Consider the following 23,299-nt stretch of genomic DNA (forward strand, 5'->3'; position numbering starts at 1 on the left):
CCTCCGCCTTGCGAGCGCACGCACCAGACGCCGCGGGACCTGCCCTCCGGGCAGACGACGGGAGTTTGACGACAGGACCTAGTCCGAGCTACAGCCGCGCGGCCAGGCCCCCGGCAAGGACGGCCGGCGCCCGGTGGTGGCGTCCGCATCCTCACTGCCGGGTGGTGCTCCAGGCCGCCGTCGCTGTTCTTGCTGCGTGGGCCGCCTGGGAGATGCGCTTGCCGCTCCCTCGGACGTGGCGGCTGAATTCGATGTGCAGGAAAGGGACTCCGGCGGCAGCCGCGGCACGGCCCTGCATGTTGGTGCGGCCCTCCAGGGGACAGTCACGGGCCCAGGCGCGGCAGGCGTCGATGCCTCTGTCATCCAGGGCGTCGGCCACGGCGCGGCCAGTGGCGCGGCCCCGGTCCCCGGCGCCGGTCGAGGTGACCGCGTCGAAGCCGGGTGCGGAATCGTCGGCGAACCCGTGCACCTGGATGCCCGGAAGGCGTCGTTTCAGCAATGCGTCGCAGACGGCGTGGAAAACCGTGTCCCGGCGGTGCGCGACATCGGCCGCGATGCCCCGGCCGGCTTCGCGGTGGGCGCCCGCCAGGACCAGGACCCCGCCGGGCGCTCCGCGCAGTATGGCGACGCCGAGATCCTCGCTGTGCGCGTCGGCGACCGGATGCGGGACCTGCACCGACCACCGCGAAGGGGCGGTCAGGTCGACATAGATGCGCCCCCAGCCGCGGGTGGCGGTGCCGTTCCGCGCTGCGTCGGCGAACTCGGCGTACCGGCGGCCGGTGACCCGGTCGGTCAGGGTGCGGATGCGGAAACCGACGTCGGCGAGCCGCTGTTCGGCCTGTGCGTGATGGCCGTCGAGGAACAGACCGACTCCGTCCGCCACCGCCCGCTGCTGTTGCCCGGTGGGTGCGCGGTAGCCGCGGCGCGGTCCCATCCCGGAGGTGAAATCGGCGATGTGCTGCTTCAGGTCAAGGGTGCTCCGCGTGGTGGGGGCCGGATGGTCAGGCTTCTTGGGAGGTTGCCCGCTGCATGCCGTGATGATCGCCATGCTGAGTACGATCATGGCTTTGACCAGCAACGTTCTCGGAAATTTCATCTTTGATGGGTAAGTGTCGGCCATAACTGCATGACAATACTTGGGTGCATATAACCCCTCGTGCGGGCTTCGCGGCTCGCACCACTGCGCTGGCATTGCTCGCGGTGTGCGCCGCGGGATGTGCCGGCTCTGGAGAGAGCAATCCGCCCAGGGCGGAAGGACGTTCGTTCACGGTGGCCGCGGCAGGAGACATCTTGATTCACCCGCAGCTGACCGAGCAGGCGAAAAGAGACGCCAAGAGAACGGCCCGTGGGGTCAAGGGAATTGACTTCAACCCGATCATGGCCGGGATCAAACCGGTCATCAGCAAGGCGGACTTGGGCATCTGCCACTTCGAGCCCGTCGTGGGCAAGCCGGAAGGCCCCTTCCGGTCCTACCCGGACTTTCTCGTCCCCCCACAGATCACCACCACGATCAAGAAAGTCGGCTACGACACCTGCTCCACCGCCTCGAACCACACCCTCGACCACGGTGCGGCAGGGGTGCAACGGACCTTGGACGCCATGGACAAGGCCGGTCTGCGGCACACCGGTTCGGCCCGCAGTGGGGCGGAGGCGGGCAAGCCGCTCATCATGGACGTCAAGGGCGTCAAGGTCGCACAGATCTCCTTTGCCTACGGCTTCAACGGCCGCAAAGCGCCGAAGGACAAGCCCTGGCTGGTCAACCGGACCAGCGTCGAGCAGATCGCAGCAGCGGAGCGGGCCGCCCGCAAGGCCGGGGCCGACGTGGTGATCCTCAGCATCCACTGGGGCCAGGAGCACCGGCCCGACCCGAGCACCCCACAGCTGACCCTGGGCAGGGAGATCGCCGAGAAGACCGGCATCAACCTGGTGATCGGCCATCACGCCCATGTCGTGCAGCCGATGGAGAAGGTGCACGGAACCTGGATCGCGTATGGACTCGGCAACCAGCTTGCCCGCCACGAGACGCCGACCGGCCTGTCAGAGGAAGGCGTGATCGGCTGGTTCAAGTTCACCGAGCGGGGCGGTGACTGGGACGTCCGGGCCCGCTATGTGCCGACGCTCGTCGACATCCCGCCGGAGGAGAAGGATCCCGTCGCCGGCGGGGGCGGCGAGGCGAGCGGGCAACGCGACCACCGGTTGGTGGACGTGGCCGCTGCGCTGCGTGGCCACAAGAAGCTCACCGCGCAGCAACGGGCCCGCTACCTGCTCGCCTTCGAGCGGACCCGCGGCACGATGCTGAACCGCGGCGCCGCCGAAGGCGCTCTCAGGCCGCTCAAGGACATCCCCGGCTGATTCGCCGCCACCCTCTTGCACTGCCGTACTACCAGACGGTCTCAGCCGTTTGGATCTCAGGAAGGGCTGCCCCACGTGCCCCCGCGACCCCCACACACCACCGGCTCACTCCAGGAGGGGAGTTCCCCGTCGGCCGCTCCGCCGACGAAGCTGCGGCACACGGCTCGGCGCAGAGCTGATATGTCACTGCTCGGCGGCGTACGCCCGCCCATTGCCGTCTTGTCGGCCCTGCTGCTCGCCCTGGCTGCCGTCACTGCCCTCAGCCTCGGCAGGGTCGGCCACGACAGGATTCCCGAGGCGGTGCTCACCTCTCAGCAGCAGTTCGCCGAGGACGGCGCCATCGCCATGCGCGCCTCGGTCGACGAGAGCGTCACCGACCTCCGGCGCGCGGCGGGACTCTTCAGTTCGGGTGCCCCGGTCCCGGCCGATGCCGTGCTGGACAAGGTCGGCAGCGCCTACCAGAAGTGGCGCGGCACGGCCGTGATCGAGATCGGGTCGGGCAAGCTCCTCGCCGCACGGGGCGAGAACCTGCCACTGGCGACGATCGACCGCGGAAAGCTGTCCGAGAAGGGCGGGCTCGGCCCGCGCATGGTCCGCCTGGCGAACGGTGAGACCCGCCTGCTCTCCTTTGCCCTGCTCTCCTGGGACGGCCGGCCGCAGCAACTCCTCGTCGCTTCCCGCAGCCTTCGCGTCCCCGGCATCAGCCTCGGCCGGTTCCGGACCATCGCCGTGCTGGACTCGACGGGCGCCATCCTCAGTCGCGGTGGCAGCCGAGAGTCCGAGCAGGACCTCGACGACCCGCAGCGGAAGGCGGCCAAGCGGGCGGACGGCCAGCTGAGGGCGTTCGCCGGGACAGCTGCCGAGAAGGCCCGTCAGCACCCTCTCAAGGCCAGGGAACCAGGTTCCGGGGGCTTTCCGGGGGTGAGCGGGAGCCTCACCGGCGGGGCGTCCAACGGCGAGCGCGCCGCGGCCGGTTATGCCACGCTCGCTCCCGCCCGGCCCGGCGAGAGCACCGTCGCCGGCGGCCTCGGCCTGACGGTTGTCACGATGGTCGACGTGGCTGAGGACCCCTCCCGGGGCGCCGACCCGCTCTTCGGTGTCGCCGCGGCCGGCGCGCTGCTCGTCATCGGCGCGGCTGTCGTGGCCCTGCTTCTCGGCCTCGTGCAGCGCCCGCTGCTCCGGATCTTCCTGGAGAGCCGCCGGCTTGCCGGAGGCGAGCTGCAGCGGCCGGTGAGCGTACCCGCATACGGAGAGGCGGCCCGGGTCGGCCACGCACTGGAACGTCTGCGGCGCCAGCTCCTCGGCGCACCGCAGGGGACGAGCGGCCCCGCAACCCCGCGGCGGCTGCGCCGGATCGGTGCCCGAGGCCTGACGGCCGCGTGTGCCGTACTCCTGCTCGCCTGGTCCGCCCCACTCGCGCTGTCCCTGAACCACACCGACTCGAAGGCCGTCATTCCGCAGCAGATCGTCAACGACCAGCGCGAGCGCACCGACACCCTGGCCGACCGGGTCCGGCGGGCCCTCGACGAAGGCCATACCGACCTCGTCTCGGTGGCGTCCCTGATCGGCGACCGCACCTCGCCGGACCAGATGGCCACGGTCCTGGAGCGCACCCTTCAGGAGCACCCGCGTTATGCGTCGCTGTACCTCCTCGGTGCCGACGGAAAGGTACTGGCCCGGGCCGGCGGCACTCCGCATCACCCGGCCGGCAAGGGCCCGGGCACTCGAGGGGTCACTGTGCTCAACGAGGGGGGCAAGGAGCCGGTCGTGGCCGGCTATGTCGAGGTGCCGGGCCGGAAGGGTGCCGCCGTGGCCGGTGAGTTCCGGGTCGACTTCTTCAATTCGCTGCTCAAGCGGCCCGGCCTCGGCGAGGTCCGGGTGGTCGACGACAAGCGCCGGACACTCGGTGGCAACACCGGCTACCGCGCCTTCGAGAAGCTGCCCTCCGAGCGGATCGACACCCTCGTGCAGGGGACGCGCGCCAGAGCCGGCGCGAGCCTGCGGCCCGGCGCGCTCCTCGACCGCGACGGCAGCAACGTCCAGATCGCGGCGGCGGCCCCGTTCAACGGCGGCGGCGTGGCGAAGTCGCTGAACTGGACGGTGGTCAGCTGGAAGCCCGCTGAAGGGCTTGCCATCCCCGAGTACACCGTGCAGAACCACACCGTGCTGGCCGGGCTGCTCGGCCTCACTGCTGCCGCCGCCTGTCTCGGCTGGCTGCACATCGTGGTGGCGCGCCCGCTGCGCACCCTGGCCGCGCAGGCCGAGGCGCTCGCCGACGGGGACCGTCGCACCGTGCTCTACCCACGCCATCACGACGAAGTCGGCGCCGTCGTCCGCAGCCTGGAGCTGATCCGGCAGGAGCTCCAGGAGCAGCGCAAGCGGGACAGTGCCCCTCTGGCCGGAAGGAACTGACGGACCGTGCTCTTCCTCTACACCGTTCTCGTCGCGTGCTGCGCGATCCTGCTGATCGCCGGAATCATCGAGCAGCGACGGCACTTCAGCAATCTGGAGCACATCACCACCCGGGTGCTCGTCAACGGCATCCGCGGCAAGAGCTCCATCACCCGGCTGTGCGCGGGTGCGCTGCGAGGTGGCGGGCTGACCACCGTGGCCAAGACGACCGGTACCGCGGCCCGGTTCATCCACCCGGACGCCACCGAGGAGCCGGTCTACCGCAAGTTCGGCATTGCCAACGTGGTCGAGCAGATCGGCATCGTCCGGCGGGCCGCCGCGTACCACCCGGACGCCCTGGTGATCGAGTGCATGGCCGTCATGCCGGCACTGCAGGAGATCAACCAGTCCAAGCTGATCCGGTCCACCATCGGTGTCCTGTGCAATGTCCGCGAGGACCATCTGGCCGAGATGGGGCCCACCCTCGACGATGTCGCCCGCTCGCTGTCCCGCTCCATGCCGGAGGGCGGTATCTGTGTGACCGCCGAGCAGGACCGGTTCCACATTCTCCAGGAGGAGGCGGACGCCCGCGACTGCCGGCTGATTTACGCCGATCCCGGGACCGTGACCGATGAGGAGTTGCGCGGCTTCAGCTGGTTCACCTTCAAGGAGAACGTGGCCATCGCGCTGACCGTCGCGGAACTGCTCGGTGTGGACCGCGAGGTCGCATTGCAGGGCATGTACGACGCTCCGCCGGACCCGGGGGTCCTCTCCGTCGAGCGGTACCGCACACCCGATGGCAAGCGGCTGCGGTTCGCGAATGTCTTCGCCGCGAACGACCCCGAGTCGACGTTGATGAACATCCGTCAGCTGCTCGACCTGGGCGCGATCCACCGACCCCTGAACGTCGTGATCAACTGCCGCCCCGACCGTGTCGAGCGCAACGGCCAGATGGGCGAGATCATCCCCGAACTCGAACCCGACAAGGTCTTCGTGATCGGACATCCGGCCAGGAGCGCGATCGATGCGATCCCCGCCGCGTGGCGCTCCCGTGTGGTGGACCTCGGCGGCGACCGCCGCGGCCCCGAGGAGTTCATGGCTCAGATAGTGAGCCACCTCGGTCCGGACTCGTCGCTGGTCGCCGTCGGCAACATCCACGGCCAGGGCGAGCACCTGCTGGAGCAGCTGGCCGAACTTCCCGCGGACGAAGGGCCCGACGGCGTTCCGCAGCACACCCAGGACGGCCCGGCGGACTCCGCGGAACGCCCCGCGCCCCCTGCCGACCGGTCCACGGGCCACCCACCGGCCCACGAGTCCCGCCCTCACCAACCGTTCGTACCGCAGCAGCACCCGCACGCCGATTCGTGGCAGAGCTCAGGAGAGCACCCTTGATCCCCGCCGTCCTCACACCCGAGATCGCCGCTATCGGCATCGCCCTCGGGCTCATGTTCTCGCTCGTCTGCTACCTGACGACCAACCTCTCACCAGGCGGCATGATCACCCCCGGCTGGCTTGCGCTGACGCTGGTGGAGGATCTCCAGCGGGCCGCGATGGTCGTGGGCGTGACGGTCCTGACGTACCTCGCCACCCTGTTGGTGCAGCGGGTCGCGATCCTCTACGGCAAGCGGCTGTTCGCGGCTGTCGTGCTGATCGGTGTCGTGATCAACGGCACGCTGATGATCGTGCTGCAACTCGAGTTCCCGCTGATGTACACGAATCAGACCCTCGGGTTCATCGTCCCCGGTCTGATCGCCTACCAGCTGGTCCGCCAGCCGAAGGGACCGACCGTGCTGGCCACCGGCTCGGTGACGCTCATGGCCTATGTCGTGCTGGCCGCCGGAATTCTGCTCGGCGTCATGCCGTCCGCCTGACCGAACGATTCGGAGCCGATCCTGTGAGCGCCAAGACCCAGCGCGGCCGTCGCCGCGTTCTGCACGCCGTGACCGTGACCGCCCTGCTCGCCGGCAGTGCATACCTCACCGTGGCACTTCGCACGGCGGAGCAGACCGCGACACCTGCCATACCGGCGGTCACCGATGAAGCCGGCCTCAAGTCGCCCCTTACCCGAGGGCTCTCCGGAGACCTGACCTGGGAGCGGCTCCGCAGTCCGGCCCGCTCCGTGCTGCGCGGCGAGAAGGGCGAGGTGTTCGCCACCTTCACCGACGGGGCCCGCACCGCCACCCTCACCGGCCGGAGCCGCACCTTCACCGAGCCCGCCGCCACCACGTCCCGGATCGTCACCGACAACTGGGTCCGGATGATGCCGGAACCCTGGCGGAAGGGTGCCGAGAAGGAGAAGTGGTTCAAGGACTGGTTCAAGGACAACTTCGGCAGCGAGAAGGACGATCTCTTCGCGATGGCCTTCCAATACGTCGCCCAGGCCCCGGCGAAGCAAGACGCCGCAGGGGTCAGGTACGCGGGCGACGCGAACTACGGGCCGATCGCTGCGCATGGCGGGTCCGGCGCCGGCCAACGGCTTGAGGAGTCCGACTTCTACGACTACCTGGGCATCCCGTACACCTTCCGGGACGGCACCTCGATGCAGCCCGAGAGGGCACGGGCGCGGTCCATGGACTGCTCCGGCTTCATCCGGGCGGTGCTGGGCTACCGCGCCGGCTACCCCCTGAGGGCCGACGACAGAAGGGGCGACGGCCTGCCCCGTACGGCCAACGGGATGGCCCGCTCCGGACTCGGTGCCGACGTCGTGCCGCTGACCGGCTCCGCGCCGGCCTTCGCCAGGCCGGCTTCGATCGATCTGCTCCAGCCCGGCGACCTGGTGTTCTTCAAGCTGGAGGCCCGGACCGAGAAGCGTCTCGACCACGTCGGCATGTATCTGGGCAACGACTCCGACGGGCACCAGGTCTTCCTCTCAAGCCGGCAAGAGGTCAACGGCCCGACCATCGGAGACAAGGGCGGTACGTCGCGGCTGGACGGAAACGGCTACTACGCCAGGGCGTTGCGCAGCGCCAAGCGCCTGTAACGGAATCCCGGGAGGGCGGACATCTGTCAATGAAGGTTGACAGGACTTCGGATGTCAACCTAGATTGACATCCATGACCGATGCAACGGATCTCGCCGAGCGGGCCGGTGACCGGGACCCCCGGGTGGGGCTCCGCGCCGTGGCCGCGCTCCGCCGGCTCCTGGAGCAGCTCGAAGCCGTGCAGGTGCGCAGCGCCCGCGCGAAGGGCTGGTCGTGGCAGGAGATCGCGGCGGAGCTGGGTGTCAGCAGGCAGGCAGTGCACAAGAAGCACGGGAGGCGCTGATGTTCGAGAAGTTCACGGCCGGGGCGCGCGCGGTGGTGCGCGGCGCGGCGGAGCAGGCGGACCGTACGGGGAGCGGCGCGATCGGCGAACCGGAGCTGCTGCTCGCACTGCTGGAGCGGACGGATTCCCCGGCCGCCGGGGTGCTCGCCGCACTCGGTGTCCACGAGCGGCGGAAGTCGGTGGCGCAGGCCCTGGCGGAGGTACGCCGCCGCGGCGGGGTGACCGCGGCGGACGCGGCGGCGCTGGCCGGGGTGGGGATCGATATCGACGCGATCGTGACGCGGGTGGAGGAGGCCCACGGGGTGGGCGCGCTGGCCGCCGACGGGACGGCCGGGCGCCGGAAGCGGGTGCGCCGGCCGTTCACCGCCGAGGCCAGGGCCGTACTGGAGCGCGCCCTGCGGATCGCGGTCGGCCGGGGCGAGCGGTCGCTCGGCGATGAGCATCTGCTGCTCGCGCTGACCGCCGGGCCCGGACCGGCCGGGGCGGTGCTCGCCGAGCACGGGGTGACGCACGACGCGGTGGTGCGGCTGCTGGACGAGACGCGGGGCCGGCGCGCGAGTTGAGCCGGTGGGCGGCCCCGTGAGGGGAGGGACCGCCCCGTAAATCGTCCGGCGGGCCTCTGCGACACCCCTGCGGGCCCGCCCTTACAGGTGGCCGACCTTCACCCTCCCGATGCCCAGGGTGCTGTGCCGGGGGAGATAGCCGGCCTCGAAGACCGCGCAGAGGAGCGGGGTGAGCAGCTGCGCCAGCCGTTCGGCGCGGGAGTGGCCCAGCGCCCGCCACGGTCCGGCCGCCAGCCGGTCGGTGGTCCGCTCGATCGCCTCGCGCTCCTTGTGGGCGCGGTCCGTCGCGGTGCCGTCCGGGGCGATCCAGCCACGGGCGGCGAGGCGGTGCCGGGCATCGCTCCACTCCTGTGCGCTCCAGCCGCGCCCGACGAAATCGGCGGCCGGCGCGGCACCGATCGCGGCGAATGACACCAGGGCCTCGCACGGGTCGAGTTCGCAGGTCAGCAGGGCCGCCAGATGGCCGTCGCCGCGGTGCTCGCGCAGCACGGTCGCGGCCTGCCAGAGGACCAGATGGGGCGCGTCCGGCCAGGGCAGATCGCGGTTGGCGGCGGCCAGCGGGCGGGCGGCGGTACCGGCGTTCTCGGCGGCCTGGCGGGCGAGTCCGGCCGCCTCGGTGAGCTGGGCGGTGGTCAGCCGCCCGTCGACGAGGGCGGTCAGCGCCCGGTCCATCGCCACCAGCCGGGCGTCCAGCACCTTGGCCGGTTCCGCGACGGTCCAGATCCGGGGGAGGTACCGGGTGATCATCCGCGGGCTGAAGGTGTAGTACGTCGCGGCGACCAGCTCGGGCCCGGCGGCGCCCAGCGGAGCCGTACGCCAGGCGAAATAGCTGGGCCAGCGGGAGGCGACCTCATGGCCGAGGCCGGCGGCGACCTGGCGTGCCTCGGGGGCGAAGTACAGGGTGGCGTGCAGTGGCTCCAGCAGGTGCCACATCCGGCGGGCGACCGCAAGGTATTCCGACATCGCTTTCCCTCATGGCCTTCACGATGCGTGCGCAGACGGGAGACGTGGACCGTGGTCCGGAACACGGCCGTCGGCCCCGCGGAACCGGGCAGCTGGGGCTCCCTGGAACCCGGTGCCGGACGAAAAGCCGTGCGAAGTAGTGACTTCCCCGATTACGCCGCGTGAATCCAGACCGCAGATGGCAACTGTGGGTAACAGAAGGCCGGTTGGGGGATTCCGGTTCCGGCCGCCGCGGGGCCGGTGGCTCACCACCCCCTCGTGCAACGGAAATTCGGTCGAACCCGGACGGCCGCGCCCGTACGGTGACCCGGTCGCGGTCCAGGGGGGCCGGGCCGTACGACGCGAGGAAGTGAGCGGCAGATGGCACAGCACGGATGGGCCGACGAGGGATTCGGGGCGGTCGCGGACGCCTTTGCCCGGAATTTTGCCGAGGGCCGTGAACTCGGTTCCGCCGTGGCCGTGTTCGCCGGCGGGCGCAAGGTCGTCGACCTGTGGGGCGGGACCGCCGACGGCCGGACCGGGCGGGCCTGGGACGAGGACACCGTCCTGCCCGTCATGTCCGTCGCCAAGGGCCTGATCAGTGTCTGTGCCCATCTGCTTGCCCAGCAGGGGACGTTGGACCTCGACGCCCCGGTGGCCGACCACTGGCCGGAGTTCGCCCAGCGGGGCAAGGAGGCGATCACCTCCCGGATGGTGCTCGCCAACACCGCCGGAATCCCGCTAGTCGAGCGGCAGTTGACCTTCGAGGAGCTGACCCGGTGGACGCCGGTGATCCGCGCCCTGGAGGAGCAGCAGGTCCTGTATGAGCCCGGCACCGCGTTCGAGTACCACGCGCACGCCTTCGGCTTCCTCATCGGTGAGCTGATCCGGCGGCTGACCGGCCGTACGCCCGGCAGGTACTTCCGCGAGACCATCGGCGACGCACTGGGGCTGCGGACCTGGATCGGGCTGCCGCAGGAGGAGGTGCCGCGGCTGGCCCGGCTCGCCGAGGCCGCGGGGCGCTCCCCGTTGCCGAGCGCCGACCTGCTGCCCATGCGGGCCCTGACGATGAACGGTGTGCTGCCCTTCCCCGGTCTCGATGATCCGCACGGCTACAACTCGCCCGCCCTGCTGACCGCCGAATTCCCCGGTGCGGGCGCGGTGTCGAGCGCCCGCGGGCTGGCGGCCCTGTACGCGGCGGTCGCGACCGGTGTGGACGGTGCGCCGCGGCTGCTCGGCGCCGACACCGTGACCGACGCGGTCCGGCAGGTGTCGGGCGGTGCGTCCTGGTCGGGGTTCCCGGACCTCGGCGCCCGCTGGGGCAGCGGCTTCCTCATCGACTCGCCGTTCCGCCGGCTGCTCGGCGCGCGCTCCTTCGGCAACAGCGGCGCGGGCGGTCAATTCGCCTTCGGCGACGACGAGTTCGGCGTCGGCTTCGCCTACACCGCCAACCTGATGGGCGCCGGTGCAGACCCGCGGGTCGACCGGCTCATCGGCGCGGTACGGACCTGCGTCGGGGCGCCGGAGCCCGCGGAGCCGGTGGCCGGGAGCTAGGGGGACAGGCCCTGGGGCGGTCGCGGGGAGAGCTGAGCGGACCGCCGCGGCGGGGCGGGCGCACCCTGAGGCGCCCGCCCCGCCGCGGGGTGTCGCGAGCCGTCGTCCCTGCCCGGCGGGCCCGGCGGCTCAGTCGTCCGGGTCGGTGTGGGACGCGTACTGCTCCGGGTGGCGCAGCAGGGCGCCGATATGGGCGGCGGCCGTCGACAGCCGGCGGCGGGACTCCCTGAGCTGTGCGGCCGTGACCCCGTGATCGCGCGCCGCGTCCCGCAGATCGTCGCGGAAGCGGTCCAGCAGCCGGTCGAAGTCCCGGACGGGGTCGTCACCGGCCGGTTCCTTCGCCCACTCCGGGGCCGGCGGGGCCTCGGCCGCCGCGTCCTGACCAGGGGTTTCCCCGGCCTGATCGACGCGCTCGACAGTCACCTTCGTCCCGTTGTCCCGGCCGGTCCGCCCGGCCGCGCCCGGCTCGCCGTCGCTCCGCCGGGCGTCGGACGGACCGCCGGTGAAGCGGCCGACCTCGCGGGACACCTCGGACAGCGCCTCGCGCACCGCGCCCGACCAGTCGCCCGACCGCACCGCCCCCTGGGCCTGCTCCTGGACGCGCTTGAGGACCCGCTGGACCTCCTCGCGCGCGAACACCTGGGCGTCCCTGGCCTGCTTACGGGCCCGCTGGGCGTCCTGCTTGGCGCGCCGGCTCTCCTCCTTGGCCCGCCGGGCCTGCTCCTTCCACTCCTCCTTGGCGCGGCGGAACTCCTCCTTCGCCTGCTGCCAGGACTCCTTGTCGCCGAACGCGCCGTCGAAGTAGTCGGCGGCGTCCGGGTACGGCCGCCCGCCGGCGCCGTCCCCGGCGTCCGCGGTCCCGTCACCGGTCCGCCCGGCCGTTCCGGAGCCCCGGGCGTCCCGGCGGGCCTGCTGGGCGGCTTCCCGGATCTCGCGGCGCAGATCCCGCGCCGAACCGCTGACGTCCTCCCGGATATCGGAGGCGAGCGCGGCGACCGACTCCCGGATCTCCAGTTCGAGGTCGGCCAACTCGCCGCCACGGTCGGCGAGTTCGGCCCGGCCGGCGTCGGTGAGCGAGTAGACCTTGCGGCCGCCCTCGGTCGTGTGCGTCACCAGTCCCTCGGCCGCCATCTTGGCCAGCCGGGGGTAGACCGTGCCGGCGGAGGGGGCGTAGAGGCCCTGGAAACGTTCCTCCAGGAGGCGGATGATCTCGTAGCCGTGCCGCGGGGCCTCGTCCAGCAGCTTGAGGAGGTAGAGGCGGAGGCGGCCATGGGCGAAGACGGGGGGCATGCTCAGAGCACCTTCTTCTCGGCGGGCGGGTCGGTGGGGGAGTCCCCCTGCGGGCCGGGGGCCGGGCCGCCGCCGGGGCCGTCCGGCCGGTCCTCGTCCTCGAAGGCGGGGCGGCGGAGCAGGGCCAGACCGCCGGAGACGGTGGTGACCTTGAGGGTGCCGGTGCCCGCGCCGAGCGCGCCGGTGATCTTCTTGGCGCCCCACCGGCCGGTGACCCGCAGCGCGTCGAAGGCGTTGGAGACCGTGCCGCTCGCGGTGTTGGCCTCCACCGTGGCGTCGGCCGGGTCGGGCAGCCGGATGGCGACCTCCCCGGAGACCGTGGTCAGCGCGATGTCCGCGCCCTGGGCGGGGTCCAGGTCCATGACCATGTCGCCGCTGACGGAGTCCGCGCGCACCGTCCCGCCCGCCCCGTCGATGACCGTCAGATCCCCCGAGACGGAGTGGAACCGCAGATCGCCGGTGACCGACTGCACCTCGACATTGCCGGAGACGGTGTCGGCCTGCACCCTGCCGGTCAGCCCGACGAGCGTGGCGTCACCGGAGACCCCGCGGACGTCCGTGCGCCCCGAGATGCCGGAGACCACCGCGGCGGCCCCGACCACGCCGACCTCGACGCGGGTGCCGGCCGGCACCGTCACCGAGATCACCGCGCTGCGGTTCCAGCCCTTGCGTTCCAGGAACTTCAGGAAGCCCTGCCAGGGCAGATCGTCGTAGGCGACCGAGAGGGTGCCGTGGTCGCACGAGACGGTCAGCGGTGGGCCGTGCAGCTCGCTGACCTCCACACGGGCCGGACTGCCATCCGAGGTGCCGACGACGTTGACGGTGCCGCCGACCACGCGCACGTTCAGGGCGTCGAGGGGGTCGGAGATCTCCAGCGTGCGTGGCTCGGCCACCTGCATCGGTCGCGACCACTCGCTCCGGGCTGACATTCCTGGCCTCCCCTGGATAGCCACACACGCAACATATCGCGTCTCGTGAGGACACGATATATCGCGGATCGGCGAAGTCAAGCGCCGGTCCCACGCACGGGTGACGGTCGCCGCCGGGAGCGACCGCGCGCCGTGGAAGGGGAGTCCTCGTCGGTGACCACCGCTGTCACGGCGTATGCCGTAGAGGAGTTCGGCGAGCCGGGCGGGCAGCTTCAAGAAGGCCGCGAAGCGCAACCATGCGACCGAGGGGAAGATCGTCAACGCCCTGGCGGTGTGCGGGCACGCGCGTCACCGGGCGGAGATCCGGCACGCCCTCGACGCCGCCCGGAACCACATCCAGGGCGCCGAACACCACAACAAGAAGGCCTGCATCGAGCACGACCGGCCGTATGGGCGGGCAGCCCTCAACGGCGAGTACGACGCGCAGCGCCGTCTGCGCGACGCGGCCCGCTACTCCTGATCCAGGGTTCCGCCACGACGGTCCGCCTCCCTCCCAGGGGCGGACCGTCCGCGCACTATCCGGCCACCGGAGAGCCGGAGCGACGCGGCCCCGGCCCGCTCCCCGGCGGCCTACTCGTCCTCGTCCTCGTCGTCCAGGCGGGCCAGCCAGGTGGCCAGCCGCTCCACCGGTACCTCGAAGTCCGGATTGAGGTCGACGAAGGTACGCAGCTGGTCAGCCACCCACGCCAGGGTGACCTCCTCCTCGCCGCGCCGGTTCTCCAGCTCCTCGATGCCACGGTCAGTGAAATACACGCGCTCTCCACCAGGGGTCATGGGTGATTCCCGGCCAGGATAGGCAGGCTCACGGACCTCTCGCGCCACAGACGCCCGACGGCTAGCCTGATCACCTGTCAACGGTCCTGCGGCAATTGGGAAATTGCCGCCCACGGGGCGCAGGAGGCCGTGATGCAAGATCGCGCACAGCGCATCGAACTTCCCGACGGTACGGAAGTCTGGGCCCGGGTCTCCCGGCTCGACACCCCGGCACCGGACGGGACGGACGACGCGGACGGGGAATTCGAGGACGTCGGCGCCTGGGACGCGCTCGGGGCCCGGGTCGAGGGGCTCCGCGAGGTGATCGGCGGGGTCGCCGCCAGCGTCCGGCAGGCCACCGAACGGGTCGCGCCGCACGAGACCAGTGTGACCTTCGGCGTGGAGCTGTCGGCCAAGCCGGGTAAGGCCGTCGCCCTGCTCGCGGACGGCGAGGCGAAGAGCAACCTCTCCGTCACCCTCACCTGGCGGCGCGAGGACCGGGCGCCGACCGGGGACGCGCCACACGAACCGCATCCCGCCGACCGCCGGGAGCCGGACGATTCGAGCCGCTGATGTCGACCTCCGAGGGCCGGGCCGCCGGCCGCGGTGACCGCGCCCGCTACACACAGCTCCTCGACCACGCCGGACGCACCACCGTCGCCCTGCGCGCCGCCCCGGGCGGGGCCGCCGCCCGCCCGTGGGGCAGCGGCGTGCTGATCGCCCCGGGATGGGTGCTGACCTGCGCCCATGTGCTCGCGGCGAGCGACGGGCGGCGCCGCGAGACGGGCCCGGACGGGGTCTTCGGCGTCACCTTCGACGGCCGGGTGGTGCCCGCCCGGCTCGCCTACGACCTGAGCCGCCCCGACCCGGCCGCCGGGCCCGCCGCCGCCCGCGCCGACCTCGCCCTGGTCCAGCTGCTCGACCTGGAGACCGACCACCCCTGCGCCTGGCTCAGCGATCAGCCGGCGACGCTCCTGGAGGACGCTTACATCTTCCGCGGCCACGACGCGTCGGGCGCGGTGACCCAAGGGGACGGCGACGCGGGCACGGGTCACCGGGGGGAACGCGTCGTACGGGAGGCCGGCGGCGCGGGTGACCCGCAGGACGGGAGCCCCGGGCCCGAGCCGGGCGGCGGACGCGGCACCCGGGGGCGCGCCGAGCACACGGCGCCCGCCGGTCCACGCGCCCCCGCACCCCCCATCGACCCCTTCATCGCGGTCCGTTTCGGCGCCCGCGACGCCCGGGGTCTCCAGTTCGGCAGCGATGTCCGGGTCTCACCGGGCGCCTCCGGCGGGCCGCTGCTCGACTGCGACCGCGGTGAGGTGGTCGGCATCGTCAAGGGCCGCCACCAACAGGACCATGTCGGGCTGGCGGTGCCGGTCACGGCGCTGCGCGGGCTCGGGCCGGAACACCTGGTCGCGGGCGCCGAGGGCCTGGGGCCCGACCCGTACCACGCGCTGATGAGCCTGCACGACCGCTGGCACTGGGCCGGTCAGGATCTCGGCCGGACCGCCGGGCCCACCTGGTTCGACGCCCAGCACATGATCATGGCGGGCCGGGGCCGTCTGTGGGGCGTCCAGGAGCGGCTCCAGGCGCTCGACCTGCTCGCCCGGCTGCCCGCACCGCGCGATCCGCTGGTCGTGGAGGCCGCGGTCGGCGAGGTGCTGGAGCGCGGCGAGCGGCCCGGGGCCTGGCTGCTGCGTACCTGGCGGGACGGGCACGGCGCCCTCTACCAGGGCAGCGACCCGTACACCGAGCTGCGCGCCTTTGTGCACTATCTGCGGATCGTGGCGCAGCTGACCGCCGACGAGGTGCGCGACGCCCCGGGCGACGAGGCCGCCGCGGTCCGCGAACAGGCCGCCAGGCTCGCGGAGTTCGTGCAGGCCAAAGCGGTGGTTCTGCAGCCGCAGGACCGCCGGAGGATAGGACCCGTACGCCGCCGGCCGCGCTCCGTGCTCGTCGAGTTCGAGCCGCTCTTCTACGACGAGGGCGGGCAGGAGCTGTTCAACTGGTCGGTCAGCGAGGGCTACGGCCAGGGTCAGTGGCTGCGGGTGGACGTCCAGGAGTCGGCCGGCGGGGTGCCGTTCGAGCAGGCGCGGGAGCAGGTGCTGCGGCGGCTCGGCGGGCGGCTGCTGCGGGCCGACGGGGACGCCGGGCCGAATGCCCGGGTACGCCTGGAGGTCGCCGTCCCCGAAGGGCGCTGGGACACCGCCGCCGGCCAGTGGGAGGTGGCGGCCTCGACCCGGCGCACCGCCCGGCTGCGGCCGGTGGGCCCCGGGCGCGCGGTGATCCTGCGCGACCAGGGGCGGCGCGAACAGGTCGACCCGGCCTGGCTGCGCCGCTGGCAGGGCCTGGCCGCCGCCCGTGAGCTCCAGGCCCTGCGCATCCCGCCGCGGCCGGGCGCCGACGCCCGGTCCGGTTCCGCCGAGGCGATCTGGCGGCTGCTGGAGACGGCCGGCGAGGGCGCGCTGCCGGCGCTGTGCCACACCGTCGCCGACGGGTTCGGCCGGGACGCGGTCGGCGTCGCCCTGGACACCGGCTTCCCGGCCGGGCTGTGGCCCGCCCACGGGCACGGCGAGGAGCGGGACTGCGACGCCGGCTGCGAGGAGTTCCACCGCGGGGTGCGGGAGCTGCTCCAGGGGTCGGGCGGGGTGGCCCGGCTCCCCGAACTGGTCCGGCAGCTGCGGGCCAAGGCCGCGGAGGCCGCGGAGGAGGGCACGCACTGGGCGCGCGATCTGGTGCTCCTCTACGACGACCCGGAAGACCCGATTCCGCCGCTCTTCACGGACCGCCCCCAGATGTCGCCGCGATGAGGAGTACGGGGCGCCGCCCCCTGGCGCTCCGGGCGCCGTGTACGCCCCGTACACCTCGCACGCGCCCGGTGCCCGGCCGGGCGGCATCCGCCCCTGCTGCGGCAAGTCACGCCCCGTACCTGGCACTTGAGCGCCCGCGATGCCCGCGCGGGAGACCGGAAACCGCCCCGTGTGCTTCCGTCCGGGTGGGTACTGTCATAGCGTCGTGGAAGACTTGTTCGTGAGGACGCGACTGCGTGATGGTGGGTGGCGGACGCGGGGGGAGGCCGAGCGGATGCCGAGATCTCCGGCGGTCCGCCATGACCCTCACTCCTGACCGAGGCCTGGCCGGCGACGAGGAGTTCCGACGTGAGCGACTGGCTCATCTACCGTGGCGCGGGGGCACCGCACGACGGAATTGAGCATCTTCCGCCGCCGCCCCCCTGGCGCGATTTCGACGGCGGCCCCCTCGTGGCGCCGCCGGCCGCCCTCGACCCCTCTTCCGAGCGCAGGCTCGGCGTGCAGCACCGGGAGGCCAGCCACCACCGCCCCGGCGAGACCGAGCGAGAGCTGGTCAACGCCGCCCTCTATCTGCGCCGCCCGCTGCTGGTGACCGGCGCACCGGGCAGCGGCAAGAGCACCCTGGCCCATTCGGTCGCCTACGAGCTGGGCCTCGGCCGGGTCCTCGGCTGGCCGGTCGTCAGCCGCAGCACGCTCCGTGACGGTCTGTACGACTACGACGCCATCGGCCGCCTCCAGGACCTCCAGATCGCCCGCGCCGCCCCGGCTGCCGCGGACGACGCGGCGGCGCCCGGCCCGGACCCCACCGACGAACCGGGCGGCGGTATCGGCCGCTATATCCGCCTCGGCCCGCTGGGCACGGCGCTGCTGCCGGCCGCCCGGCCCCGGGTGCTGCTCGTCGACGAGCTGGACAAGAGCGATATCGATCTGCCCAATGACCTCCTCAATGTGCTGGAGGAAGGGGAGTTCAGGATTCCGGAGCTGGAGCGGCTGGCCGGATCCGCCCCCGAGGTGGAGGTGCTCAGCGACGACGGCACCCGGGTCACGGTGCGCGACGGCCGGGTGCGCTGCCGTGCCTTCCCCTTCATCGTCCTCACCAGCAACGGCGAACGGGACTTCCCGGCGCCGCTGTTGCGCCGCTGCATCCACCTCCACATCCCGGTGCCCGACAAGGAGCGGCTCGCCGCCATGGTGCGGGCGCACTTCGGCGAGGGGGCGGCGGAGCGCTACGAAGCGGTGATCGACCGCTTCCTGGACCGCGAGCCCGGCGATGTCCGCGCCGTCGACCAGCTCTTCAACGCCATCCACCTGACCCAGAGAGCGGGCTGGACGGACGAGGACGAGGAGGAGACGCGCCGGCGTCTGACGGCGGAGCTGATGCGGCCTCTTGACCGGACGAGGTGAGTCCGGTGCCCCCCGGGGAGCCCGGCCCGGGCCCCCTCGACGAACTCGTCGCCCGGCTGACCGCGGCGGGGCTGCCGGCCGACGCCCGCGGGATGGCCGATGCCCTCTGGCTCGCCCAGTGGATCACCCCGGGCCCCTCGCGGGCCCAGAGCGCCGCGGATGCCGGGCCCACCCACGGGGACCCTCCGGACCGTACAGATTCAGCCACATTCCGGGTGGGACCTTCCGCATCCGCTGAGTCCGCGGGGACGGGTGGGGCGGCACCGGACGGCAGTGGTACCGAAACGGCGGACGGTGACCCCGCGCCGCCCGTGCTCCAGGAGGGCGCCCGGCGCCGGGTCGCGGAGCTGCTGCCCACCCGTGACCCGGGGGACGCGCGCTTCCCCGACCCGGACCGACAGCGCCTGGGCGAGGTCGCGGTCCCGATCGCCTCCGCGTTCCCCGGACTGCTGCCGCTCCAGCGCGCGTTGCGGCCCATTCAGCGCTACCGCCCGCCGGTCGCCCCGGTCCCCCGGCGGCTGGACGAGCCCGCCACCGCCGAGCTCTCCGCCCACGCCGAAATGATCATCCCGGTGCTCCGCGGGGTGCACCGCCGGGCGGCCGGTCTGCGGCTCCTGATGGACGGCTCGTCCTCGATGGCCGTCTGGGAACAGATGCTGCACGACCTGCGCCAGGTCTGTGAGCGGGTGGGCGCCTTCCGCGATGTCACCGTGCACTACCTGCATCCGCACGGCCCGGACGTGGGCGTCGCGGCGGCCCCGGGCCCCGGCCGCCCGTTGCGCCCCGCCGACCAGCTGCACGACCCGACGGGCCATCACCTCACCCTCGTCGTCAGCGACTGCGCGGGCCCCCTCTGGCGGGACGGCCGGATGCAGCGGCTGCTCTACCGCTGGGCGGCCGACGCCCCGCTCGCCGTGGTCCAGCCGCTGCCGCAGCGGATGTGGGCGCGCACGCTGCTGCCCGCCGTCGCCGGCACCCTCGTCCGCCGCCAGGGCCCCTACCAGGCCCTCGGTTTCCGCCCGGCCCGGCGCCGCCGCCGTCCCGCCGGACCTCCGGGCGCCGCCGAAGCGCCCCGCGAGCGCGCCGTTCCGGTGCTGTCCGCCACCCCGTCCGCCCTCGGCTCCTGGGCCCGGCTGGCCGCCGCCGACGCCGGTCTCTCGCTGCGCGGCGCGGCCTCCGTCGTCCGGGCCGACCACGGCGCCGGGCATCCGGCCGGACCGCCGCCCGCGTCCGGGACGGCCGCGCCGGCCCGTATGGTCCGCGAGTTCGACCAGCAGGCCTCACCGGCCGCCCGGCTGCTCGCCGTGCATCTGTCGGCCGTGCCGCTCGCGCTGCCCGTCATCCAGCTCGTCCAGCGCGCGATGCTGCCGCAGACCGGCCCGGCCGAGCTGGCGGAGGTGCTGCTCAGCGGCCTGGTCACGCAACTCCTGCCGGACGAGCGGCCGTCGGGGGAGCAGGCCGGGGTGAGCGGCCCCTGGTACGACTTCGTGCCCGGTGTACGCGATGAACTCCTCGCCCGGCTCAGTGCGGGGGAGGCGGCCCTGGTGCTCAAGCACTGCTCGCTCTACGTCGAGCGCACCTTCGGCCGCAGCGCCCGCAACTTCCCGGCCGTCGCGGTCGCCATGCTCTCCGGCAGCGGCCGGGAGCCCGAGACCGGCCAGCGGGCCGTCCCCGAACCCTTCGCCCGGGTCTCGGAACGGGTGCTGCGCCGCTTCGAACCCGCCTTGCGCCCGCCCGCCCGGCGGCCGTACGCGACCGACGGGCCCGCCGCGGAAGGCGCGGCCCTCCTGGAGCGCTACGAGCAGGACCGTGCCGGCCGGGATCTGATCGAGGCGGTCCGGCTGCTGCGCGCCGCCACCGAACGCCTGCCGGTAGCCGGCACCGACCTCGCCCGCGCACTGCTGCACGCCTGGGCGACCTGGCGCCAGCCGGACGCCCTGGAGGAGGCGGAGCGCGCGGCCCGGGGCGCCGAACGGGCCACCGCGGGCGAGCCCGTCGATGACCTGGAAGGTGCCGCGGCGGGCCGGGAGGCCGAGCGCACCCGGGCGCTGATCGTGCTCGGCCGGGTCGGCCACGCCCGCGCCCGGGAGCGCCGCGCGGCCGGCACCCCCGCCGAGGAGCGCACCGCGCTCGCCGACGCCGCCCGCCATCTGCACGCCGCCTGCGGGCTGATGAGCCTGCTGGACCCCCGCGTCCTGGAGAGCATGGTGTTACGCACCGAGGTCCTGCGCCGCCTGGCCGCCCTGCCGCCCGTACCGAGCACCGAGGGGGCGACCGACCCCGACCCGCTCGACGAGGCGGAACGCTCCCTCACCACGCTCCTCGACCAGTGGCCCAGCGGAGAGCAGGTGCCGGGCGAGGTCTATGCGGCCCGCGGCGGTGTGCTGCTCGACCAGGCCCGGCGGGCCGCCCGCGGCGACACCGCGGGGCCGCGCCCGGCCGAGGCGCTCGCCGTCCGCGCCGCCGACGACCTCGACACCGCCGCGGTCCTGCTGCGCCGCCGTGGTGGCGCGGCCGACCGGCTGGTCTGCGAGACCCTGCTCGACCTCGCGGCGGCCCGCCAGCTCAACGGCGGCGCGGGCCTGCCGTCCGTGCTGCCCACCCTCGAACACGCCCGTGCGCTCGCCCATGAACTGGACGACCGGGCCCTGGAAGCGGACAGCCTGCGCCGTACGGCCGCCGCCCAGCGCGCCGTACACACCCGCACCGGCGAGCTGACCGCGCTGGACGCCGCCATCGCCGCGCTGGCCGCCGCCCTCCGGCTGACCACTCCCGATTCGCCCGAGCACAGCGCGCTGCTGGCCGAGCGGGGGGCGGCACTGCTGCTGCGCGCCCGGCTGGAACCGGCCGGGGAACCGGGCAAGCGGCTGGCCAACGAGGCGGTGCACGTCCTGCGCGAGGCGCTGGGCCGGGTCGGCCCGCAGGACCCCGACCTGGGCAGTCACCGGCTGCTGTTCGGCCGCGCCCTGCGGCTGCGCTACGAGCGCCAGCCCTCGCTCGCCGATCTGCACGAGGCCGACTGGATCCTGGAGCTGGCCGCCCGCGGCGCGGACGTACCGGACGCGGTGGCGGCCGAGGCCTGGCTCGAAGTGGGCGATGTGCAGCTGCTGCTGGATGCCCGCTTCGACTCCCGTGAGCGCCATGACCGGGCCGCCGCCTGCTACCGCCGGGCCGCCGCGGCCGCCCGGAGGGCCGACAGCGCGCTGCCGGCCGCCCGCGCCCACCACCGCCGCGGCGAGGTCCTGGAGGTCACCGCCGGACCCCGGTCCGCGCTGCACGCCTACCGCGAGAGCTGGGAGCAGTGGCAGCGGGCCGGCGAGGACACCGGCCCGGAGGCCCAGCGCACCCGCGCCCGTATGCGCGCCCTGGAATCCACCGCCTGACCGCCCCGAGCACCCCGTCCGGCTGCCTGGCCGTCCGCACCGGAACGTGTTTCTGTGGACGGCAGTTCGGGAACACACCCGTCCAGCCGGCCTGAGGAGAGCAGCGTGGCGACTACCCCCCGCACCGAACCGGCTGTGGCCGCCCCGCCGGGGCCGTCGGCCGAGCGGCTGCCGGACTTCGCCGGGGTTGACGTGGGCGTTCTGGCGGCACGGACCGGCCATGCGGTGCTGGGTGAGGTGGCGGCGCTGCTGCTGCGCAACTGGCCGTCGGCGGAGGACGCCGTCGCCTATTACGAGGACGGTCCGGAGAAGGCCTTGCACTGACAGTCGAGAACGGTTGTTTTTGGGCAAACGTGCAAGGAAACCGGCCAGTTGCTGGGGGAATTTGGTTCTTCACCCGAGGGCGGAGCCATGTACCAGGCAACGGGCCGGAATTGCCGAGCCCGTACCTCGACGCAGGCAGACGAGAGCAGGGGGCGACCCGTGGCGGGGGAGAAGACCGGCCCGACCGCTGTCGTGCCCTTCCGGCAGTTCGTACTCAAGGTCCACAGCCGCTGCAACCTCGCCTGCACCTACTGCTACATCTACGCAGGGCCGGACCGCAGCTGGCGCGCCCGCCCACCGACCGTCCCGGCCGCCACCATGCGCCAGACCGCCCTGCGGATCGCCGAACACGCCCGCACCCACCGGCTGCGCGAGGTCCGGATCGATCTGCACGGCGGCGAGCCGCTGCTCACCGGCCCCGGACCGCTGCTGGCCCAGGCCGCCGCGGTCCGCGCCGCGCTGCCCGCCGGCTGCACCGCCGCATTCGGGGTGCAGACCAACGGGACGCTGCTCACCCGGGACATGATCGACACCCTCGCCGCCGCCGGGTTCCGGCTCGGCCTCAGCCTCGACGGCGGCACCCCCGGCCTCAACCGCCGCCGTATCGACCACGCCGGGCGGCCCTCCTGGCCCGCGGTCTCCCGCGCCGTACGCCTGCTCCACGACCGGCCCGAGGTCTTCGCCGGCATCCTGTGCACCATCGACATCACCGCCGCCCCCGGCGAGGTCTACGACTCGCTGCGCGCCCTGGACCCCCCGATGGTCGACTTCCTCCTCCCGCACGCCAACTGGACCAGCCCGCCGCCCGCCCCCCTCGGCCCGGCCGGCCGCACCCCGTACGGCGACTGGCTGTGCACCGCCTTCGACCTGTGGTGGGACGGCGGCCCCGGCCCCCGCGTACGGGTCTTCACCGAAATCCTCGGCCTCCTCCTGGGCCGCCCCAGCTCCAGCGAGGCGGTCGGGCTCTCCCCGGTCGTCGCCCTGGTCGTCGACACCGACGGCGCCATCGAACAGGTCGACTCGCTCAAATCCACCTACGAGGGCGCCGCCGCCACCGGCCTCGACGTCTTCCACCACACCTTCGACGACGCCCTGGCACACCCCGGCATGGCCGCCCGCCGGAGCGGCCGGGACGGCCTCGGCGCACAGTGCCGAGGCTGCGCCCTGGTGGAGGTCTGCGGCGGCGGCAACTACGCCCACCGCTACCGCGCGGACGCCGGCGGCTTCACCAACCCGTCCGTCTACTGCGCCGACCTGGAGCGCCTGATCCGGCACATCGCGGCCCGCCTGAACGCCACGGTCGCGCTCAACTGACCTGCGTCCGAGATGACCTGACGC

At 73.3% G+C, this 23,299-nt stretch carries 20 protein-coding genes; 15 read left to right on the forward strand and 5 right to left on the reverse strand.

What is annotated here, in order from left to right; genetic code table 11:
• Positions 1 to 151: 151 nt before the first annotated feature.
• Positions 152 to 1,048, reverse strand: coding sequence for a hypothetical protein (locus tag QT196_RS27040; RefSeq protein WP_266733527.1), 897 nt, complete (start codon positions 1,046 to 1,048; stop codon positions 152 to 154).
• A 221-nt stretch (positions 1,049 to 1,269) separates the two neighbouring features.
• Between QT196_RS27040 and QT196_RS27045 the strand changes: the two genes are divergently transcribed.
• From QT196_RS27045 to QT196_RS27075, 7 genes are all read left to right on the forward strand, one after another.
• Positions 1,270 to 2,352, forward strand: coding sequence for a CapA family protein (locus QT196_RS27045; protein WP_290355866.1), 1,083 nt, complete (start codon positions 1,270 to 1,272; stop codon positions 2,350 to 2,352).
• A 180-nt stretch (positions 2,353 to 2,532) separates the two neighbouring features.
• Complete coding sequence (locus QT196_RS27050; RefSeq protein WP_290355867.1) at positions 2,533 to 4,764, forward strand: HAMP domain-containing protein; 2,232 nt, start codon at positions 2,533 to 2,535, stop codon at positions 4,762 to 4,764.
• Between the two features lie 6 nt (positions 4,765 to 4,770).
• Positions 4,771 to 6,135 (forward strand): poly-gamma-glutamate synthase PgsB, encoded by a 1,365-nt coding sequence (pgsB, locus tag QT196_RS27055; protein ID WP_168481346.1) that lies wholly within the window; start codon positions 4,771 to 4,773, stop codon positions 6,133 to 6,135.
• The gene (locus QT196_RS27060) at positions 6,132 to 6,614 is read left to right on the forward strand and encodes a poly-gamma-glutamate biosynthesis protein PgsC/CapC (RefSeq protein ID WP_168481347.1); all 483 of its coding nucleotides are present in this window, start codon (positions 6,132 to 6,134) and stop codon (positions 6,612 to 6,614) included. Before pgsB ends, QT196_RS27060 begins: the two co-directional genes overlap by 4 nt.
• Before the next feature lie 23 nt (positions 6,615 to 6,637).
• The gene (locus QT196_RS27065) at positions 6,638 to 7,723 is read left to right on the forward strand and encodes an NlpC/P60 family protein (RefSeq protein WP_168481348.1); all 1,086 of its coding nucleotides are present in this window, start codon (positions 6,638 to 6,640) and stop codon (positions 7,721 to 7,723) included.
• Between the two features lie 73 nt (positions 7,724 to 7,796).
• On the forward strand, positions 7,797 to 8,006 hold the full coding sequence (locus tag QT196_RS27070; RefSeq protein WP_093491771.1) for a helix-turn-helix domain-containing protein: 210 nt from the start codon (positions 7,797 to 7,799) through the stop codon (positions 8,004 to 8,006).
• Positions 8,006 to 8,569, forward strand: a complete 564-nt coding sequence (locus QT196_RS27075; protein ID WP_290355869.1) for a Clp protease N-terminal domain-containing protein — start codon at positions 8,006 to 8,008, stop codon at positions 8,567 to 8,569. Before QT196_RS27070 ends, QT196_RS27075 begins: the two co-directional genes overlap by 1 nt.
• 81 nt (positions 8,570 to 8,650) lie before the next feature.
• Here the strand turns inward: QT196_RS27075 and QT196_RS27080 are convergent, their stop codons facing one another.
• Entirely contained in the window at positions 8,651 to 9,532 is an 882-nt protein-coding gene (locus QT196_RS27080; RefSeq protein ID WP_085922876.1) for a hypothetical protein, read from the reverse strand.
• A gap of 360 nt (positions 9,533 to 9,892) precedes the next feature.
• Between QT196_RS27080 and QT196_RS27085 the strand changes: the two genes are divergently transcribed.
• Complete coding sequence (locus QT196_RS27085) at positions 9,893 to 11,065, forward strand: serine hydrolase domain-containing protein (protein WP_290355870.1); 1,173 nt, start codon at positions 9,893 to 9,895, stop codon at positions 11,063 to 11,065.
• A 129-nt stretch (positions 11,066 to 11,194) separates the two neighbouring features.
• On the opposite strand, the gene QT196_RS27090 is transcribed toward QT196_RS27085, so the two are convergent.
• Positions 11,195 to 12,355, reverse strand: coding sequence for a PadR family transcriptional regulator (locus tag QT196_RS27090; protein WP_168484017.1), 1,161 nt, complete (start codon positions 12,353 to 12,355; stop codon positions 11,195 to 11,197).
• Between the two features lie 2 nt (positions 12,356 to 12,357).
• Entirely contained in the window at positions 12,358 to 13,284 is a 927-nt protein-coding gene (locus QT196_RS27095) for a DUF4097 family beta strand repeat-containing protein (RefSeq protein ID WP_266733515.1), read from the reverse strand.
• Positions 13,285 to 13,555: 271 nt separating this feature from the next.
• Between QT196_RS27095 and QT196_RS27100 the strand changes: the two genes are divergently transcribed.
• Complete coding sequence (locus QT196_RS27100; protein ID WP_168481351.1) at positions 13,556 to 13,744, forward strand: hypothetical protein; 189 nt, start codon at positions 13,556 to 13,558, stop codon at positions 13,742 to 13,744.
• Between the two features lie 110 nt (positions 13,745 to 13,854).
• Here the strand turns inward: QT196_RS27100 and QT196_RS27105 are convergent, their stop codons facing one another.
• On the reverse strand, positions 13,855 to 14,037 hold the full coding sequence (locus tag QT196_RS27105; protein ID WP_018087464.1) for a DUF6104 family protein: 183 nt from the start codon (positions 14,035 to 14,037) through the stop codon (positions 13,855 to 13,857).
• A gap of 153 nt (positions 14,038 to 14,190) precedes the next feature.
• Between QT196_RS27105 and QT196_RS27110 the strand changes: the two genes are divergently transcribed.
• From QT196_RS27110 to QT196_RS27135, 6 genes are all read left to right on the forward strand, one after another.
• Complete coding sequence (locus tag QT196_RS27110; protein WP_168481352.1) at positions 14,191 to 14,610, forward strand: CU044_2847 family protein; 420 nt, start codon at positions 14,191 to 14,193, stop codon at positions 14,608 to 14,610.
• Entirely contained in the window at positions 14,610 to 16,850 is a 2,241-nt protein-coding gene (locus tag QT196_RS27115; RefSeq protein ID WP_266733510.1) for a trypsin-like peptidase domain-containing protein, read from the forward strand. The genes QT196_RS27110 and QT196_RS27115 overlap by 1 nt, the downstream gene beginning before the upstream one ends.
• A gap of 348 nt (positions 16,851 to 17,198) precedes the next feature.
• Complete coding sequence (locus tag QT196_RS27120; protein ID WP_168481354.1) at positions 17,199 to 18,254, forward strand: MoxR family ATPase; 1,056 nt, start codon at positions 17,199 to 17,201, stop codon at positions 18,252 to 18,254.
• A gap of 5 nt (positions 18,255 to 18,259) precedes the next feature.
• Positions 18,260 to 21,637 carry an SAV_2336 N-terminal domain-related protein gene (locus tag QT196_RS27125; RefSeq protein ID WP_290355871.1) on the forward strand — a complete coding sequence of 1,126 codons (3,378 nt, stop codon included), beginning with the start codon at positions 18,260 to 18,262 and terminating at the stop codon, positions 21,635 to 21,637.
• A 105-nt stretch (positions 21,638 to 21,742) separates the two neighbouring features.
• Complete coding sequence (locus QT196_RS27130) at positions 21,743 to 21,961, forward strand: YxD-tail cyclophane-containing RiPP peptide (RefSeq protein WP_168481355.1); 219 nt, start codon at positions 21,743 to 21,745, stop codon at positions 21,959 to 21,961.
• Between the two features lie 159 nt (positions 21,962 to 22,120).
• Positions 22,121 to 23,275 carry an FxsB family cyclophane-forming radical SAM/SPASM peptide maturase gene (locus QT196_RS27135; RefSeq protein WP_266733505.1) on the forward strand — a complete coding sequence of 385 codons (1,155 nt, stop codon included), beginning with the start codon at positions 22,121 to 22,123 and terminating at the stop codon, positions 23,273 to 23,275.
• The last annotated feature ends 24 nt before the right edge of the window (positions 23,276 to 23,299 follow it).

Origin of the sequence: Streptomyces sp. P9-2B-2 (assembly GCF_030406865.1) — a bacterium.
GTDB classification, from domain to species: domain Bacteria; phylum Actinomycetota; class Actinomycetes; order Streptomycetales; family Streptomycetaceae; genus Streptomyces; species Streptomyces platensis.

Bases quoted from the DNA above. Each gene is read 5' to 3' on its own strand.
- QT196_RS27070 (WP_093491771.1), top strand. From the start codon at position 7,797: ATGACCGATGCAACGGATCTCGCCGAGCGGGCCGGTGACCGGGACCCC.
- QT196_RS27095 (WP_266733515.1), bottom strand. From the start codon at position 13,284: ATGTCAGCCCGGAGCGAGTGGTCGCGACCGATGCAGGTGGCCGAGCCA.
- QT196_RS27040 (WP_266733527.1), bottom strand. From the start codon at position 1,048: ATGGCGATCATCACGGCATGCAGCGGGCAACCTCCCAAGAAGCCTGAC.
- QT196_RS27110 (WP_168481352.1), top strand. From the start codon at position 14,191: ATGCAAGATCGCGCACAGCGCATCGAACTTCCCGACGGTACGGAAGTC.
- QT196_RS27085 (WP_290355870.1), top strand. From the start codon at position 9,893: ATGGCACAGCACGGATGGGCCGACGAGGGATTCGGGGCGGTCGCGGAC.
- QT196_RS27050 (WP_290355867.1), top strand. From the start codon at position 2,533: ATGTCACTGCTCGGCGGCGTACGCCCGCCCATTGCCGTCTTGTCGGCC.
- QT196_RS27080 (WP_085922876.1), bottom strand. From the start codon at position 9,532: ATGTCGGAATACCTTGCGGTCGCCCGCCGGATGTGGCACCTGCTGGAG.
- QT196_RS27075 (WP_290355869.1), top strand. From the start codon at position 8,006: ATGTTCGAGAAGTTCACGGCCGGGGCGCGCGCGGTGGTGCGCGGCGCG.
- QT196_RS27090 (WP_168484017.1), bottom strand. From the start codon at position 12,355: ATGCCCCCCGTCTTCGCCCATGGCCGCCTCCGCCTCTACCTCCTCAAG.
- QT196_RS27115 (WP_266733510.1), top strand. From the start codon at position 14,610: ATGTCGACCTCCGAGGGCCGGGCCGCCGGCCGCGGTGACCGCGCCCGC.